We start from the raw sequence: 15,514 nt of genomic DNA on the forward strand, positions 1-15,514 counted from the left end.
ACGACATTTCTTTAGGGAGGTACTGTGAGCGCTAGCGATGCACACACCATTTTGGTGGTTGATGATGATGATGCTCTGGCGGAAATGATTGGCCTCGTGCTCGCGCAGGAGGGTTTCAACGCCGTTTTTTGCGAAAATGGTGCACGCGCTTTTGAAACTTTTATGCGTTCCACTCCCGATTTGGTGCTTTTGGATTTGATGCTTCCTGGCATGAACGGTATTGAAGTGTGCCAGCAAATTCGTCGTTCTTCTAATGTGCCGATTATTATGTTGACCGCTAAAAGCGACACTGAAGATGTTGTTAAGGGTCTTGAGGCTGGCGCTGATGATTACATTGCTAAGCCTTTTAAGCACGCTGAATTGTTGGCGCGTATTCGTACCCGTTTGCGTCCGCGTGAGAGCCGCCAGCTGGTGGTGTCTATTGGCGATATTGTCATGGATATGGACGGCCGTACCGTCAAGTACCACAGCACTGAGGTTCCGATGACTCCTCTGGAGTTTGACCTGTTGGCTGCGCTGGTGCGCCACCCGGGTCAGGCGTTGAGCCGTCAGGAACTGCTGGATATGGTCTGGGGTTACACTGATGTGAGCGATTCGCTGGTAAACGTGCACGTCCAGCGTTTGCGCGCTAAGTTTGATGAGCTGGGTGCGGATCGTTTTATCCAGACGGTCCGTGGCGTTGGCTATAAGATTCCGACCGAGCTGGTGGGATCTTCCGGTAGCTAATCGGAACCTATTCATAGGCGAAGGGATAACCTGATTGTCTGTTGCGAAGTCGAGCCATGAGCACGGCGCTTTGACGGCGGAGGCGGTAGCCTCCGCCTCTTCGCGTACCCGCACTTCCAAGCCGCGTAAGGCGAAAAAGCAGAGTAGTAGGAGCCTGATGCAGCGCGCTCAGCGTTTGTGGAAGGAATCTCTGCAGTTCCGTGCTTTGGGTACTGCGGGCATCATGATGTTCCTGAGCTTCTTGATGGTGGGTTGGTCCTTGTCGAGCCAGATTGCGACGAGTCTTTTTGAGAATCAGAAGGGTCAGGCGCTGGCGGAATCGGAGAGTGGTTTCCGTAACGTTCAGAGCGTGCTGGACTCCTCTGAGGCCCGTAGTGACAGCGAAATTCGCCGTAATGTGAGCCGTACCCTGACCGTGCTGGATGCGGGTAGCTCGGGTAAGCGCAATTGGATTCTTGTGCCTTTGGAAGGTCAAGGTAAGCAGGGTTTTATTCCTGAGCAGAGCAGTAATAATTCTTTGAATTCTTCGAGTATTCCGAATGATTTCAAACAAACTGTTCGCAATAAAGAGGGTATTTTCTGGCAGACGTCTACGGTGACTACTGTCGAAAATAATCGTGAGCGTACCTATCCGGTGCTTATTGTTGGTACACATATTTCTATTTCTCAGAACCCTAATTACGGTTTGTTCCTTGTGTACGATATGACGGATTCTTCCGCCACGATTGCGCATATTAACTTTGTTCTTTTTGGTGGTTTCTGCGCGCTGCTTGCTGTGGTGCTTTCTGTGGTGTGGATTGTGACTCGTTTTGTGGTCCGCCCGATTACGCAGACCGCTATTACGGCGGAGAAGCTGGCTGCTGGCGATCTGGATCAGCGTGTGTCTGTACACGGTGAGCACCAGGCGGCGCGTCTGGGCTATTCCTTCAACCTGATGGCTGACTCGCTGCAGGAGAAAATTGTTCAGCTGGAGCGTCTGTCGACTCTGCAGCAGCGATTCGTTTCTGACGTTTCGCACGAGTTGCGTACTCCGCTGTCGACGGTTCGTTTGGGTACGGAGCTTCTGTACGATACGCGTAACGAGATGGAGCGCACGCAGAGCCGCACCGTGGAGCTTCTGCACGATCAGGTGGATCGTTTCCAGTCGATGCTTTCTGACCTGCTGGAGATTTCTCGTTTCGATGCCGGTAGCGCAATGCTGACCATTGACACGGAAGACTTCATGCGTGTGCTGTCGAATATTCTGCAGGAGGCTCTGCCGCACCTGGAGCGCACGAATACTAAGCTGAACGTGCATACGAGCCATGAGAGCATCATGGTGGATATGGACCGCGTGCGTATTGAGCGTGTGCTCCGTAACCTGCTGTACAACGCGATTGAGCACGGCGAGTCCCGCCCGATTGACGTGTACGTGGGTGCGAATGCCACGAACCTGGGTGTTGCGGTGCGTGACCACGGTATCGGTCTGTCTGAGGATGAGGCTGTTCAGGTGTTCAACCGTTTCTGGCGTGCTGATACTTCGCGTAAGCGTACCCTGGGCGGTACCGGTCTGGGTCTGTCGATTGCTGCTGAGGATGTGCGTCTGCACGGCGGCACGATTGAGGCGTGGGGCGAGAAGGGCCGCGGTGCCTGCTTCACGATGAACCTGCCGCTGATTCACGGTGCGCCTTTGGGTGAGTCGCCGGTTCTTGTGACGGGTGAGCCTGAGGTGAGTGCGCATCGTTCGGCGACCGCGAAGGATACGCTGCCCAATATTGCTCCTCGAGCGAATATTGAGGATAACCTCTAAAGGTCGGTAGGAGAGGGCTCCGCTTCCTGCATAAAGCATCTGTCATAGAGCGGGAGATTGGGGCCGAGGATTGGGATGGGCGTGATTGTATTTGCGCTTATCCTTGCGTATTTGCACTGTTCACCCAGTACAATCAATGCAGATATGTTTTCACGGTGTTGCTATTTCGCCGTGGTTATCTTTTCACCGCGTTGCGACGGCCTGCAACGGTAGTTGGTGATTGTTTGTCTTTGTTCGTAGAGGAAGGTTAAGACCTCCATGGCTCACAGGGCTATTGTTTCTCGACGCGCCGCGCTGTCTTGGGGCGCGGTGTCTTTGGCGACGCTCGTGAGCTCTTGCGCGGGTCTTCCTTCGAACGATCGAGTGACTCAGCACAGCAGCAGTCTGGACGTGAAGAGCGTTAATACTTCTCCGGCGCGTGCGCCGGGACCGCTGGCGGGTGCTACCCCCGAGGCGATTATTGAGGGCTTCGTGCGTGCTGGTGTGGACAGCATTGAGAATTATGCTGTGGCGCGCCAGTATTTGAGTTCTTCTTTTGCGGGTCGTTGGAATCCTATGGGTACGACTCGCGTGTACCGTAATACGGTGCAGCCCCGCAGTGACGATAGTGGAGCAGCCGAGGGTACCTACCATGTGCGTTTCCAGCAGACGGCGACTGTGAATAGTCAGGGTATTACGAGCACCTTCCCGGAGGCTCAGACTGAAACTCAGGACTTCACCATGGTTATGGAAGATAACCAGTGGCGTATTAGCTCCTGCCCGGATGGTCTGTGGCTGGATGGTGCCGAGTTTGAGCGCGTGTTTAGCCCGTGCCGCCTGTACTTCTATGATCGTGCGTTCCGTTATGCTGTGCCGGATATTCGTTGGTTCCCGCATACGGACCGCTATTTTGAGTTGCTGGTGCGTACGCTGATGGCTGGCCCGGCCTCCTACCTGAAGGATGTTGCGTTCTCGGCGTTGAACGAGTCGATGAGCCTTGAGACGGCGACCATGAGCGATAACCAGGATGTGCTGGTTCGTCTTTCGGGTGAGCACCTGGACGATAACCGTTTGGCGCGTGTGCGTGAGCAGATTATGCACGGTTTGGAGAACTTCTCCGGTCTGGGTAAGACCGAGGTGTTCTACAACGGTACTTTGATTCCTGAGAATGCACCGAGCGGCTTTTCTGCGGTGAAGCTGAACCCGGGTGTTCCTGCCCGCACGGTTGCTATTAATTCGAACGGCCAGATGGTGGCGCGTGATGACTACATGAGCAACGCGGGCGAGCAGCTGCTTCTGCGTGGCGTGAGCCAGTTGAGCTCCCCGGCGATGGGTTACACTGCGGATGTTTATGCATGCTTGGCGAATGATGCCGCGAGCCTGTACACGGTGTATCAGGGTACTGCCCGCCGCGTGTGGCAGAGTACCGCTCTGACTGCTCCGAGCTTTGATGCGTACGGTTGGGTGTGGGCTGCCGATGGTACGGGCGTTGTGCGTGCGTTCAAGCCGGACTCTGAGGACGCGAATGAGCGCGAGCGCGGCGTGGATATTGGTCTGTCGTGGCAGCGTAATTTGAGCTTTACGAGCGTGAACGTCTCTCACGATGGTGCGCGCATGGCGATTGTGGCGTCAACTGAGGGTGCGTCGGCTGTGATTATTTCCGGTATTGTGCGTGATGATGCCGGCAAGCCTCTGCGCCTGACGGAGATGGTTCGTCTGAGCTCTTCGGTGACTCCGCGTAATGCCCGTTGGGCTGGCGACCAGAGCGTCGTGGTGGTGAACGTGAAGAACGGTGAGTCTGAGGTGATTTCCCTCAGCGGTGAAGAGACGAAGCTGGACCGTCTGGATGGCGTGATGACCATTTCGACGGCGGATAATACGTCGAACATTATTGCCCACCGTTCTGACGGTTCGTGCTACCTGATGGAGGAGCGCGGCTGGATCCGTCTGGATACGACTCTGCACGAGATTAGTTACGCCGGTTAGCCTCGGGCACCGGGTATAGCGCGCGGAAAGGTTGCTTTCGGTGAGTTCAGAACAGCGTGGTTTGAACGAGCCCGTGAACGGGTCCCTGAGCAAGTCTCTGACCGGGCTTGCGGGTGCTCTCAAGAGCGCCGGCGGGTCTTTGGGTGAGGTTCTGATGCCGCGTACCTGCCCGTGCTGTGCGGTGCCGGTTGCCTATGGTGCAGGTTCGCCGCTGTGCGAGGCGTGTCTGCCGCAGCTGCATTCGGCGTTGGCTCGTGTGGAACAAGTACAGGTTCTGCAGCCTCTGTCTTCTGGCGACTGCGCTACTGGCGGAGGTGCCCCTGAGGTGCGTGCGGCATCCCGTTATGAGGGAATCATGCCGCGTGCGCTGTTGGCGTTGAAGAATGCCGGCCGCACCGATTTGTTGCCCCTGCTGGGCGAGGGTTTGGCGCGTAGCGTGTATGAGTTGCTACGCGCTCGCCGGGAGGAGCTTCAGGCTGAACCCGGTTCTTCTGCGCCGGTTGAGATTCTGTTGGTTCCGGCACCGTCGTCTGCGCAGAGTGTGCGCCGCCGCGGCTATGCGCCGGCGAATCTTTTGGTGCAGGAGGCGGTGCGTCAGCTCAATCGGCGTTTGCCTGCCTCGGTGCGGGTGCGCGCTGTGGACGTTATCGGGTACGTTCCTCGTAAACAGCGGGGGAGTGGCGCCTCCATTATTTCTGATGCGATTTCCGGTGCGCAGAACGAGCAGAAGGGCCTGGGTGCTGTGGGTCGTGCCGAGCGGATGCACGGTGCCTTGCGTGTCATGGAGCCCGCCCTGTGTGCGGGGCGGGTGAGCATTATCTGTGATGACGTGGTGACGACCGGTGCGACTGCCTCCGAGATGGTGCGCGTGCTGCAGGAGGCGGGTTCGCGGGTGCTGGGCGTGTGCGCCGTGGCGGCGGTACCGAAAAAAGCTCAGATGTAGCGTTTCTTGTAGTTAGTTGCAAGAGATACACGATTTTTAGCTGTTAAAGTTCGCAGACCGACGAATAGCTATTATTTGGGCTAAATATTTGTCATATCTAGTGATATAAACCATGTTTCGTACTAAAATAAATACAAGGGAACGGCATTGGAGTCGAACCCCCGTACCGGGTCCAACCGGACGCGGTATAAGCCCCCAACCTGGAGGGAATGATCGTGGAAGTCAACATCTACGGCCGCAATATCAAGGTCACCGAACGCCTGGAAGAATACGTGAACGACAAGGTTCAGAAGTTCGCGCAGCTCGGCGATAACGTGAAGGACATCGACGTCAAGTTCAGCAAGGACGGTCACCTGGGTGGCGAGTCCATCCGCGTTGAGATTACTGTTGTTGGTACCGGCCCTGTCCTCCGTTCCGAAGCCCAGGGTCACGACAAGTTCGCGGTCTTCGATGAAACCTACGGCAAGCTCTTGGAGCGTCTGCGCCGTGCACGTGACCGCCGCAAGCTGCACAAGCGCGGTGGCAAGCACCCCGTCTCCGTGGCGGACGCTACCGGCTCGATTCCCGTGGTTACCGAAGCAATTACCGAGATTCTGCTGCCGGATGTTCCGGTTGAAGAAGCAGCATTCGACAACAGCGAGGTCACCCTCGCCGACGAAGCCGCATCTCCCATCGAGATTCGCCACAAGAGCTTCAAGGGTGAGCGTCTGACTCCCGCAGAAGCTGTTGACCGTATGGAACTGGTCGGTCACGACTTCTACCTGTACATTGACAGCGAGACCGGCGCACCGGCTGCGGCATACCGCCGTAAGGGCTGGAGCTACGGCATCATTACTCTGGACAACGAGTAAAACTAACGTACCTGCTGAATGCTGAGGCGTAAGGCTCTTTAGAGGTCGTACTCAGCGAGCAGGCTCAAGACCCGGGTGGTCTGGGAACACACACCGTGTTTCTCCAGGCCCCCGGGTTTTTCTTTGCCTTCCACACATCTGTTTCTTTAGACGTTCCTTTAGACGGATGGGGCGGCTCCGCCTCAACCGGAAGGTGAAAGATTCGAGCGTCACCAAATGTCACCTCGTGGGCGCACAGCGTAAAAAAGAGCTCGGACGGGCGAATTAGGCGGCTCTGCCATACAATATGTAGGAAGGCCTCACCGCGCGCACTTTCGCGCGCCCTTGGTGAGGGTACCGAAACAAGCAAGGAGTAGAAGCTCAGTGGCATCTTTCTTGGAGAAAATCCTCCGAACCGGCGATAAGAGGGTTCTGCGACAGCTCGAAGCGTACACTAAGGCGGTGAACTCGCTCGAGGACAGTTTCTCATCGATGACCGATGAGGAACTGCGAGCGGAGACCGACAAGTTCCGCGAGCGCGTCAAGGACGGCGAATCCCTCGATATTCTGCTGCCGGAGGCCTTCGCGGTAGTCCGTGAAGCGTCCAAGCGCACCCTGGGCAAGCGCCACTACGACGTGCAGCTCATGGGTGGCGCTGCACTGCACCTGGGCAACATTGCCGAAATGAAGACCGGTGAGGGTAAGACCCTCGTCGCGACCCTGCCCGCATACCTGAACGCCCTGAGCGGCAAGGGCGTGCACATCGTGACCGTGAACGACTACCTGGCTGAGTACCAGGCGAACCTCATGGGTCGTGTGTTCCGCTTCCTGGGCATGGAGTGCGGCGTGATTCTGTCCTCCATGGAGCCGGACGAGCGTCGTAAGCAGTACGCCGCGGACATCACCTACGGTACGAACAACGAGTTTGGCTTCGACTACCTGCGTGACAACATGGCGTGGACCGTGGAGGAGCAGGTTCAGCGCGGCCACAACTTCGCCATTATCGATGAGGTCGACTCCATCCTGATTGATGAGGCACGTACCCCTCTGATCATTTCCGGCCCCGCAGCCGGTGAGGCGAACCGCTGGTACGCAGAGTTCGCGCGCATTGCCGCAACCCTGCTCAAGCGCGGTGAAGACTACGAAGTAGACGAGAAGAAGCGCACCGTCGGCATCCTCGAATCCGGCATTGACAAGGTGGAAGACCACCTGGGTGTGAAGAACCTCTACGAATCCAAGAACACCCCGCTCATTGGCTTCCTGAACAACTCCATCAAGGCGAAGGAGCTGTTCACCAACAACAAGGACTACGTGGTCATTGACGGCGAGGTCCTGATTGTTGACGAGCACACCGGTCGTATTCTGCCGGGCCGCCGCTACAACGACGGCATTCACCAGGCGATTGAGGCGAAGGAAGGCGTCGAAATCAAGCCTGAGAACCAGACCATGGCGACCGTGACTCTGCAGAACTACTTCCGCATGTACGACAAGCTCTCCGGTATGACCGGTACCGCGGAAACCGAAGCGGCAGAGTTCATGAACACCTACGAGCTCGGCGTGGTGCCCATCCCCACCAACAAGGGTGTGCAGCGCATCGACAACCCCGATAAGGTGTACCGCGACGAAATTGCCAAGTTCAAGGCGGTCGTCAAGGACATTAAGGAACGCCACGAGAAGGGCCAGCCGATTCTGGTTGGTACCGCAAGCGTGGAGAACTCCGAATACCTGTCCCGCCAGCTGGCGAAGGCTGGTGTGCGCCACGAGGTGCTGAACGCGAAGAACAACGAGCGTGAGGCAGCCATTGTTGCGCAGGCGGGCCGTAAGGGCGCCGTCACCGTGGCAACCAACATGGCTGGCCGTGGTACCGACATTATGCTCGGCGGTAACCCCGAATTTGAGGCCGTCGAGAAGATGCGTGAGCTCGGCCTGGACCCGAACACCAACTCCGAAGAATACGAGGCACGCTGGCCCGAGGTTCTGAAGGCCTGCGAAGACGCCGCTAAAGAAGAGCACGATGAAGTCACCAAGCTCGGTGGCCTGTACGTGCTCGGCACTGAGCGTCACGAGTCCCGCCGTATCGACAACCAGCTGCGCGGTCGTTCCGGCCGTCAGGGCGACCCGGGCGAGTCCCGCTTCTACCTGTCGCTGACCGACGAACTGATGCGCCTGTTCAACACCGGCATGGCAACCCGCCTCATGGCGGCAGCCCCCGAGGACTCCGCACTGGACTCCAAGATCGTTAGCCGCGCCATCGCTACCGCACAGGCAAACGTTGAGGGTCGTAACGCTGAGCAGCGTAAGAACGTGCTCAAGTATGACGATGTGCTCAACCGCCAGCGTGAAGCGATCTACAAGGACCGCGGCCGCATCCTGCACGGTGACGACCTGAAGGAACAGATTTCCGGCTTCGTGGACGAGGTGCTGACCACCATCATTGACGCCCGCGTCTCTGAAGGCCACGCCGAGGACTGGGACTTCGACGAGCTCTGGAGCGCCCTCAAGCAGGTGTACCCCATCTCCATCACCGTGGACGACCTGGCAGAGGACGCCGGCGACCGCACCAAGATCACTCGCGACCAGATCGTGAAGGAAGTCCTGGCGGACGCACACCTCATCTACGAAGAGCGCGAGAAGAGCGTTGGCGAAGAGAGCATGCGTGAAATCGAACGCCGCGTCATGCTGTCCGTCATTGGTGAGCGCTGGCCCGAGCACCTGTACGAGATGGAATACCTCAAGGAAGGTATCGGTCTGCGTGCGATGGCTCAGCGTGACCCTCTGGTCGAGTACCAGCGTGAAGGCTACGACATGTACCAGTCGATGCTCGGCGCGATCCGTGAAGAGACCGTGACCTACCTGTTCAACCTGGACCTGTCCAAGCAGCGCACTCAGGCTTCTGCTGTGCGCCTGGCTGAGCCTTCGCGCCCGAAGTTCCTGCAGTACTCCGCCCCCGATGAGGACGGTCACGAGCAGGTTCACGTTGAGCGCACCAAGGAGAGCTAGCCTCGGTGTAAACCCGGCGTAAACCCGAAAACGCTATAGACGCAACAGAGAGGGTGCGAATCCAATACCGGATTCGCACCCTCTCTGTTTGTCTGTGTGTTTTGTAGGGGAAGCCGGGGAAGCCTTAGTCTTCGTCCAAGCGGCTCTGCGGCTGCTCGATGGAGGTAATCAGCCACATGCCGTGAATCAGCCGCATCTGCATGGTCACCACGCGAACCTTATCCGCACAACGCAATAGCGCCACCGCCTCGTAAAGCTCCTCGTGCACCTTCTGCGCTCGCACCCGCAGCAGAACCGGCGGAAGAGTCAACAGCATCTCCTTGCGCACCTGACGCGGATTTTTGGGGAAGAACGGTAGCAGACGGTGGAAACAATCTGCTGACACCCACTGCGCCAGCTGCTGACGCGAACGACGAGCCGACATGATCTCCAGGTAAGCAATCGCCACACCCGCGCAACGACCCTCCAACTGGCGAGCCAATGCATCCGCAGGACGCAGCGGGCGGCCCCTCTTCACTACCTTCGGGCGTTGCGCCGAATGCTGCTCATAACGCGGCAGCGGCAACAGCGAATAGACCGACGCGCTGTTCCGCCTCTGCACCAGAGCCATCGTGCCCTGCCCCTGCTCCGGTAGCGGAGCGACCTGCTCGGCACTCGCGGGCTGGGGCACCGACTGAGCCACCGGCTGGGAGGTGCGAGCCGCCTGACGCTTTGAATACGGGCTGGCAGGCTGGTTGTCGCGGGAGGCAGGCTGATGCGGCGGGGTCCACGGGGAACGGGGGAGAAGGTTGGAGAAGCTCATGACGGCTCCTTTCGGTGCAGGGGTATGTGAGGTGAGTCGAGCGAACGAAAGACTGTTGGGATGAGGCGGAATGGGGTGGAAGACGCGGGTGAGGTTAGTGAACGGGCTGTTCGGGGATCTGTAGAACCTGCCCCTCGTAGAGCAGCTCGGCGTTCTGACCCAGAGCGTCCTTATTCGCCTCGTAAATATCGAGAGTGTAGTCGTAAATGGTGGAGGCGTCGGTGCCTTCACCCAGCTGCTCGGCGGCAATTGACCAGAGCGTATCGCCCGCCTGGACCGTGTAGGAGTAGGTGCCCGCCTCAGCGCGGGGTGGGGAGAAGAACGGGCTGCGATCCTGCAGCGAGCCTGCCGCCTCCGAAGGCTGAGGAGCCAGGGGAATATCGGGAACCTCAGCAGAGAGTGCCAGAGGAGTAGCGGACTGATCCGGGGCCGTATCGGAGAGAGCCGCATCTGCGTTGGAGCCCGGGCTGGCATCTGCCGTCGCGGTGCCCATTGAAGCTGCAGCGCCCATTGAGTCTGTGGTCATGACCGCCGAAATAGTCGTTTGCGGCATGCCCTCCGTGCCGTTTACCCCGGTGTTGCTGGGCGTAACCACCGTAGCTTGCGCGGGAGCCAAGACCGCCCCCACTCCAAGAGCCGTGCCGCCAAGTGTCAGAACGATGCGGCGCATAAAACGCGGACGGAAAATTGCCGGAACCTTCAGCACCGCGCGGTCAGCGTTGTGGCTCGAAACGCGCAAAGACCAAGCGTAGAAGAGCGCGTAGATAAAACTGATGAACCACCAGGCGGTAATGAGGATTGCTACCGCGCCAGCGCAGAGCAACGAAGCATCTGCCAGCGGGTGTGCCGAGGGGATGCGGTGCAGATTCACGCTTAACGCGCCCAAGACCGCGGCGGAAAGTAGGGGAGGGGCGATGAAGAGCAGAGCATCCTGGTAGCTAGCTTTGGTGCTGGTTTCGTGACCTGCGTCAGCGCCGGATGCCAGAGAAGCAACGGATGCAAGGGGATGCGAAGCGAAGGCTGCGGGCGCCTGACCCGGCGTGGAAAGATGGTCCACAATGACCTCCAAATGGTGTGTTTGATGTGTTTTGGTGTTGCTTCATTTATACAGGAAGTCACGCTAAAAATGAAGCAAAAAGCATCAAAATGCATGAAAAACATATAATTTGGTGGAATTTGGTATAAAAATCAGGTTTGAGAATCATCATCTGACCAGAAAATGTCCCGGTTCGTATCCGCCCCCATCCTCAGGTAGGGTCATAGCATGAGAATGGAAAAGTTCCTACGAGACATTGAGGCGCGCCTCGCCTCCGAACGCGCCTGGGATATGGAACAGGACGCCCGCCAAGTCGCCCGCGTCCAGTACTCCACCATCACCCTCGACGACCGCCTCCTCGCACAAGTTGGCGGCCCCATCCGTATCTGCGCCACCGACATGCAAACCTACGAAGGTAAGCTCGAAATGGTCGGCGAAGAATGGGTCAGCATCGAAGCGCGCGGCGAAAACATCATCATCCCCCTGCGTGGAATGCTCTGGTGGGAAGGCGGCATAGCTCCCGGACGCGCTGATGTTCGCCCCGAACGCTACCGCATGAAAATCCAGCTCGCCCTGCGCTCCCTCGCCATGGCACGCGAGCTCGTCCGCCTCTCCCTCGAAGGCGGCACCGTCAGTTACGATGGCGTGATTGAGCGAGTTGGCGCCGACTTCCTCGAATTGCGCCTGCTCAACGGTGGACAGTACCCGCGCATCCACGAACGCGACCAGTACGCGCGTGCAGCCTACGGTGCGCAGGGAGGTTACGGGCAGGCTGGTTATGGTCAGGGCGCCTCCGGCTACTCCCGTGCACCTCGCGGCGCTGGCGTGCGCACCATTCCGCTGGCTCGTATTAGCGCAGTTATCGCCCGTATCTCACGCTAAAAGCACGGGGTAAATAGTGGGCAGCTCAATTTGTGGGAACGCCCATAAAAACGCCTCGACAAGTATAAATTCCCTTATAAAAGCAACAATAAACACAAAAAGGTCCGCCCCTCTCCATTGAAATCTCAACGAGAGGAGCGGACCTTTCTAATACCACTCGAGCGTTGCGCCCGCGAGGTGCATGTCGAATGCTACTCAGCCTTAGCCTTTGCAGTGAGCTTGCCGGAAGCAATTGCCTCCAGAGTCTGCTCGTGGCGCTCGGTAATGTACTCTTCAAAACGAGAGCGTTCAATACGCCACTGGTTACGCCCACCAATCTGGATGGCGGGAAGTTCGCCGCTACGCACCAGAGCACGTACCTGCGAAAGCGAAACCTGCAGCTCCTCGGCAACGTCGCTCAGAGTGAGGAAACGAGGTGCAGTCATCGAATTGTTCCTTTCCGTGAGTGAAATCCTGGGCCCCTTAGCCACCGTTAGTGGCCTTTTACATAGAGTCCATACAGAACATCTATTGAGTACTTTCAGTATATGCCATCACCGTGAAATTTGCTCACAAAAAGCCTTATATGAGCTGAAAAGTTATCTAATCACCCCTTCAAAAGGGGCAAGACTCAAAAATATTTCATAAACACGACTCTTGTTGAGAGAGAGTACTAAATGAAATATGCTGTTAGGGTTAGTGTCAGAACCAACCAAAGCACTATCGAAAACACACCACTCGCTCATCGGTCAGTTGAACAACACCGGAATCACCGCCGGCTTCCGCACCGAAAGGCACAACCACATCATGCGCATACGACAGAACGCGACGAAGCGTTCCACCCTCACCGAGCCCCACGCCAAGCGCCTCAAAAGGCCCACCGTCAAGGATTGGCGATTCATCCTCGGTGTACTTCTCGTGCTCGTCTCCATCACCGGCGTGCAGCTCTACGTGCAAGCCAATAACAGCAAAACCGAGTACTACACCGCCAAAAGTGAAATCCGCCTCGGCGAGAAGATTACCGAAGACAAACTCGCCCGAGTCGAAGCGAACATAGACTCCGCCAAAGACAAGTACTTCACCCGCGCCGAAGCCGCACAGATGAACGGCAAAATCGCTACCCAGCGCATCCCCGCCGGCAACCTCATCAGCAAAGAATCGGTAGGCACTGAAACCTCCCCGGGGCGCCGCCTCGCCACCGTCAGCATTGACCGCACCGCCGCCTCCGCACTGAAGGCAGGCGAGCGCGTGGACGTGTGGACTTCCGGCCCGCGCAACCCCGACACCAAGAGCGATAACCGCACCGAAAACGGTGCCCGCGCCATCGTCACCAATGCCGAAATCGTTGCCGTAACGGTCGATGAGGGCGTGCTCGGCGCCAACGGCAAAGCAACCGTGCAGCTGTGGGTCAAGGAAGAAGCCCTCACCGACCTCGTGAAGGAAAGCAACAGCGACTCCAAGATCAGCCTCATCCCCGGCACCTACGGGGAGGGCCAGTGAATATCCCCGTCATCCTCTACGGCGATGACGGCTCGCTCTTGACCCGCATCGAATCCCAGCGCGGCCGCGTCTCCGTGGCGCGTACCGTGCAGGACTTCAGCGAAGCCGTCGGCATGGCGCACACAGGCATTGCCCGCGTGCTGCTCTGCGTCCACGTGCCCGCAGAAATGAGCGCCTCCACTGTGGATGCGCTCGCCGCCTCCGAAGTGCTCCTGGCGGTTATCGCCCCGGACAACCTGCCGCTGCCCACGCATGCGCACCGCATCCGCCCCGAAGCTGCCCTCGAAGAAATCCTGGGCTCGCTCGAACAGGCTGTGGATGCGGCACTCGCCCGCCCCGCGGTAGGCTACGGCATTCCCGCGCAGCCTGTACATCAGCCGGAGGCGCACGCTCCCTACGGTCAGGATGCCGGTTACGGGTACGACAGCGCCTACGAATCCAGATACGGCTACGACGGTGGCTACGGTTACGATAACGGCGGACACCGCCCGGCTGGGTATGATTCAGCTGGTTACGGCTACGACCCCGCCGCGGGCGCTGCTATAAACGCCGGCGCGCCCTACGGAGCCGACTACGGAAGCTACGGAATCGACCCCGCGGTGCCCGCCGGAAACGCGCCCGGCGCGCACGACCCGGCGGAAGCCTCCTCCGTTATGCCCAGTAACGTTGCGCCCAGCAACGAGGAATCCGTGCTCAGCCAGGCCGCCGCCATCGTCGACTCTTTCGCACCCGGTAGCGACTACGCCCTGCACGTGCAGAACGAGAACAACGACGGCACCCTGCCGCAACACCCCGACATTAACCAGGACCCCGCCGCGCCTTCCCGCTACCAGCCCGGCCACCGCCTCGGCAAAATCGTGACCGTCTGGGGCACTCACGGCGCACCCGGTCGAAGCACCATTGCCTTCAACCTCGCCGCCCTCGCGGCGCAGCAGGGTCAGCAGGTCTGCCTCATCGACGCAGACACCTACGCGCCCAGCCTGGATGCGCTCATGGCGCTCGAGGATACCGGCTCCGGCCTGGCAATTCTCTGCTCGGACGCCGACCGTGCCCAGCTCGACGAGAAGAAAGCCGGCGCCATCATGGAGCGAGTGCCCCTCAAAAACGGCACCTTCGACTTCTTGAGCGGCATCACCTCCTCCTCGCGTTGGCCCGAGGTGCGCGCCCGCGCTTTCGCCGAGGTACTCGAATGGCTCAAGCACCGCTACGACCTGGTCATTTGCGATGTTGCCGCCCCCATTGAGGTCGACGAGGAACTGACCTTTGACGGCCCGGCACCGCGCCGTAACGCCGCGACCCTCACCGCGCTCGCCTGCTCCGACCGCGTGATTGCGCTGGGCGAAGCGGACGTCATCGGCCTGCCGCGCCTGATTAACCTCGCCCGCGAGGTGCAGGCACGCCCGGATCTTTTCGCCCCCGAAACGGATGTGCAGTACTGGCTCAACCGCAGCCGCCGCGAAGCCGCCGGGTTCAATCCCGAGGCGAAGATGCGCGATAACTGGGCGCGCTACCTGTCGGTTCCGCTCGCCGGCGTGATTCCGTACGAACGGAAGGTCATGGACCGTTTGCGCCGCAACGGTGAAGCGCTGCTGGAGGTCGCACCCCGCCACGCGGTCGTGCAGTCCCTGGAGGCTATGCTCGAGGGTATGTACGCGGTACGCCCCGGCGCTTAACTTCAGCCCCGGCGTACAGGTCCGTCAGCTACAACTAATGCCCGCCAGAGGCGGGCGAACGAAACCCCGGCGTATCGGTGTTTTTCTCGGTTTCTTCTAGGAACTGCAGAGCGCCGATATGCCGGGTTTTCTGTGTCTTTACGCCGGGTTTTACGTAGGGTTTTGGGCCGGGGTTTTGAATCGGGGAAGGTGACAATAATGCAGGGCAGTAGCGCGAATATTTCACCTCAAAGTTGAGGGGTTCATCTCATCTCAGGGCGTCATATTTGCGATTAAAAAGCGCGCTCCAAGAAATGCTCTGTAAACTATTCCACGTATTGTCGTTTGAATGGGATTTGCGGCGAACAAACCGTAAAATGGTTGAACACACCCGAACTTAGGGAAGCACA

The 15,514-nt window shown here is 58.6% G+C and carries 12 protein-coding genes; 9 read left to right on the forward strand and 3 right to left on the reverse strand.

All coding sequences use genetic code 11. The features are described 5' to 3' along the window. Positions 1–24 precede the first annotated feature (24 nt). The 6 genes from mtrA (at position 25) to secA (ending at position 9,253) form a co-directional block, all read left to right on the forward strand. Positions 25–726: an MtrAB system response regulator MtrA gene (mtrA, locus tag HMPREF2845_RS08685; protein ID WP_012903206.1), complete on the forward strand. Its 702-nt coding sequence runs from the start codon at positions 25–27 to the stop codon at positions 724–726. 34 nt (positions 727–760) lie between these two features. After that, positions 761–2,515, forward strand: coding sequence for an MtrAB system histidine kinase MtrB (mtrB, locus tag HMPREF2845_RS08690; protein WP_049352642.1), 1,755 nt, complete (start codon positions 761–763; stop codon positions 2,513–2,515). A gap of 258 nt (positions 2,516–2,773) precedes the next feature. Further along, positions 2,774–4,480 (forward strand): LpqB family beta-propeller domain-containing protein, encoded by a 1,707-nt coding sequence (locus tag HMPREF2845_RS08695; RefSeq protein ID WP_049352640.1) that lies wholly within the window; start codon positions 2,774–2,776, stop codon positions 4,478–4,480. Between the two features lie 40 nt (positions 4,481–4,520). Continuing rightward, positions 4,521–5,423: a ComF family protein gene (locus HMPREF2845_RS08700; RefSeq protein WP_239662328.1), complete on the forward strand. Its 903-nt coding sequence runs from the start codon at positions 4,521–4,523 to the stop codon at positions 5,421–5,423. Positions 5,424–5,632: 209 nt separating this feature from the next. Next, positions 5,633–6,274, forward strand: coding sequence for a ribosome hibernation-promoting factor, HPF/YfiA family (gene hpf / locus HMPREF2845_RS08705; protein WP_012903212.1), 642 nt, complete (start codon positions 5,633–5,635; stop codon positions 6,272–6,274). A 363-nt stretch (positions 6,275–6,637) separates the two neighbouring features. Then, positions 6,638–9,253, forward strand: coding sequence for a preprotein translocase subunit SecA (gene secA, locus HMPREF2845_RS08710; RefSeq protein ID WP_070634484.1), 2,616 nt, complete (start codon positions 6,638–6,640; stop codon positions 9,251–9,253). Between the two features lie 124 nt (positions 9,254–9,377). On the opposite strand, the gene HMPREF2845_RS08715 is transcribed toward secA, so the two are convergent. Together HMPREF2845_RS08715 and HMPREF2845_RS08720 are read right to left on the reverse strand one after the other, a co-directional pair. Continuing rightward, entirely contained in the window at positions 9,378–10,055 is a 678-nt protein-coding gene (locus tag HMPREF2845_RS08715; RefSeq protein ID WP_049342198.1) for an Rv3235 family protein, read from the reverse strand. Positions 10,056–10,149: 94 nt separating this feature from the next. Further along, complete coding sequence (locus HMPREF2845_RS08720; protein WP_070593942.1) at positions 10,150–11,112, reverse strand: LysM peptidoglycan-binding domain-containing protein; 963 nt, start codon at positions 11,110–11,112, stop codon at positions 10,150–10,152. 213 nt (positions 11,113–11,325) lie between these two features. Here HMPREF2845_RS08720 and HMPREF2845_RS08725 point away from each other — a divergent pair, with 213 nt between their 5' ends. Next, entirely contained in the window at positions 11,326–11,973 is a 648-nt protein-coding gene (locus tag HMPREF2845_RS08725) for a histidine kinase (RefSeq protein ID WP_246824658.1), read from the forward strand. 191 nt (positions 11,974–12,164) lie between these two features. On the opposite strand, the gene HMPREF2845_RS08730 is transcribed toward HMPREF2845_RS08725, so the two are convergent. Further along, positions 12,165–12,398 carry a helix-turn-helix domain-containing protein gene (locus tag HMPREF2845_RS08730; RefSeq protein ID WP_044150292.1) on the reverse strand — a complete coding sequence of 78 codons (234 nt, stop codon included), beginning with the start codon at positions 12,396–12,398 and terminating at the stop codon, positions 12,165–12,167. A 361-nt stretch (positions 12,399–12,759) separates the two neighbouring features. On the opposite strand from HMPREF2845_RS08730, the gene HMPREF2845_RS08735 reads away from it, so the two are divergent. Then, positions 12,760–13,452, forward strand: a complete 693-nt coding sequence (locus HMPREF2845_RS08735; RefSeq protein ID WP_049337893.1) for an SAF domain-containing protein — start codon at positions 12,760–12,762, stop codon at positions 13,450–13,452. Continuing rightward, positions 13,449–15,125, forward strand: coding sequence for a CpaE/TadZ family protein (locus tag HMPREF2845_RS08740; RefSeq protein WP_049337849.1), 1,677 nt, complete (start codon positions 13,449–13,451; stop codon positions 15,123–15,125). The genes HMPREF2845_RS08735 and HMPREF2845_RS08740 overlap by 4 nt, the downstream gene beginning before the upstream one ends. Positions 15,126–15,514: the final 389 nt, after the last annotated feature.

Origin of the sequence: Rothia sp. HMSC065B04, assembly GCF_001812285.1 — a bacterium.
Classification (GTDB): Bacteria; Actinomycetota; Actinomycetes; order Actinomycetales; family Micrococcaceae; genus Rothia; species Rothia mucilaginosa.

Excerpts from the sequence above, each read along its gene's own strand:
- HMPREF2845_RS08695 (WP_049352640.1), top strand. The coding sequence starts at position 2,774 with ATGGCTCACAGGGCTATTGTTTCTCGACGCGCCGCGCTGTCTTGGGGC.
- hpf (WP_012903212.1), top strand. The coding sequence starts at position 5,633 with ATGATCGTGGAAGTCAACATCTACGGCCGCAATATCAAGGTCACCGAA.
- HMPREF2845_RS08715 (WP_049342198.1), bottom strand. The coding sequence starts at position 10,055 with ATGAGCTTCTCCAACCTTCTCCCCCGTTCCCCGTGGACCCCGCCGCAT.
- HMPREF2845_RS08725 (WP_246824658.1), top strand. The coding sequence starts at position 11,326 with ATGGAAAAGTTCCTACGAGACATTGAGGCGCGCCTCGCCTCCGAACGC.
- HMPREF2845_RS08730 (WP_044150292.1), bottom strand. The coding sequence starts at position 12,398 with ATGACTGCACCTCGTTTCCTCACTCTGAGCGACGTTGCCGAGGAGCTG.
- HMPREF2845_RS08735 (WP_049337893.1), top strand. The coding sequence starts at position 12,760 with ATGCGCATACGACAGAACGCGACGAAGCGTTCCACCCTCACCGAGCCC.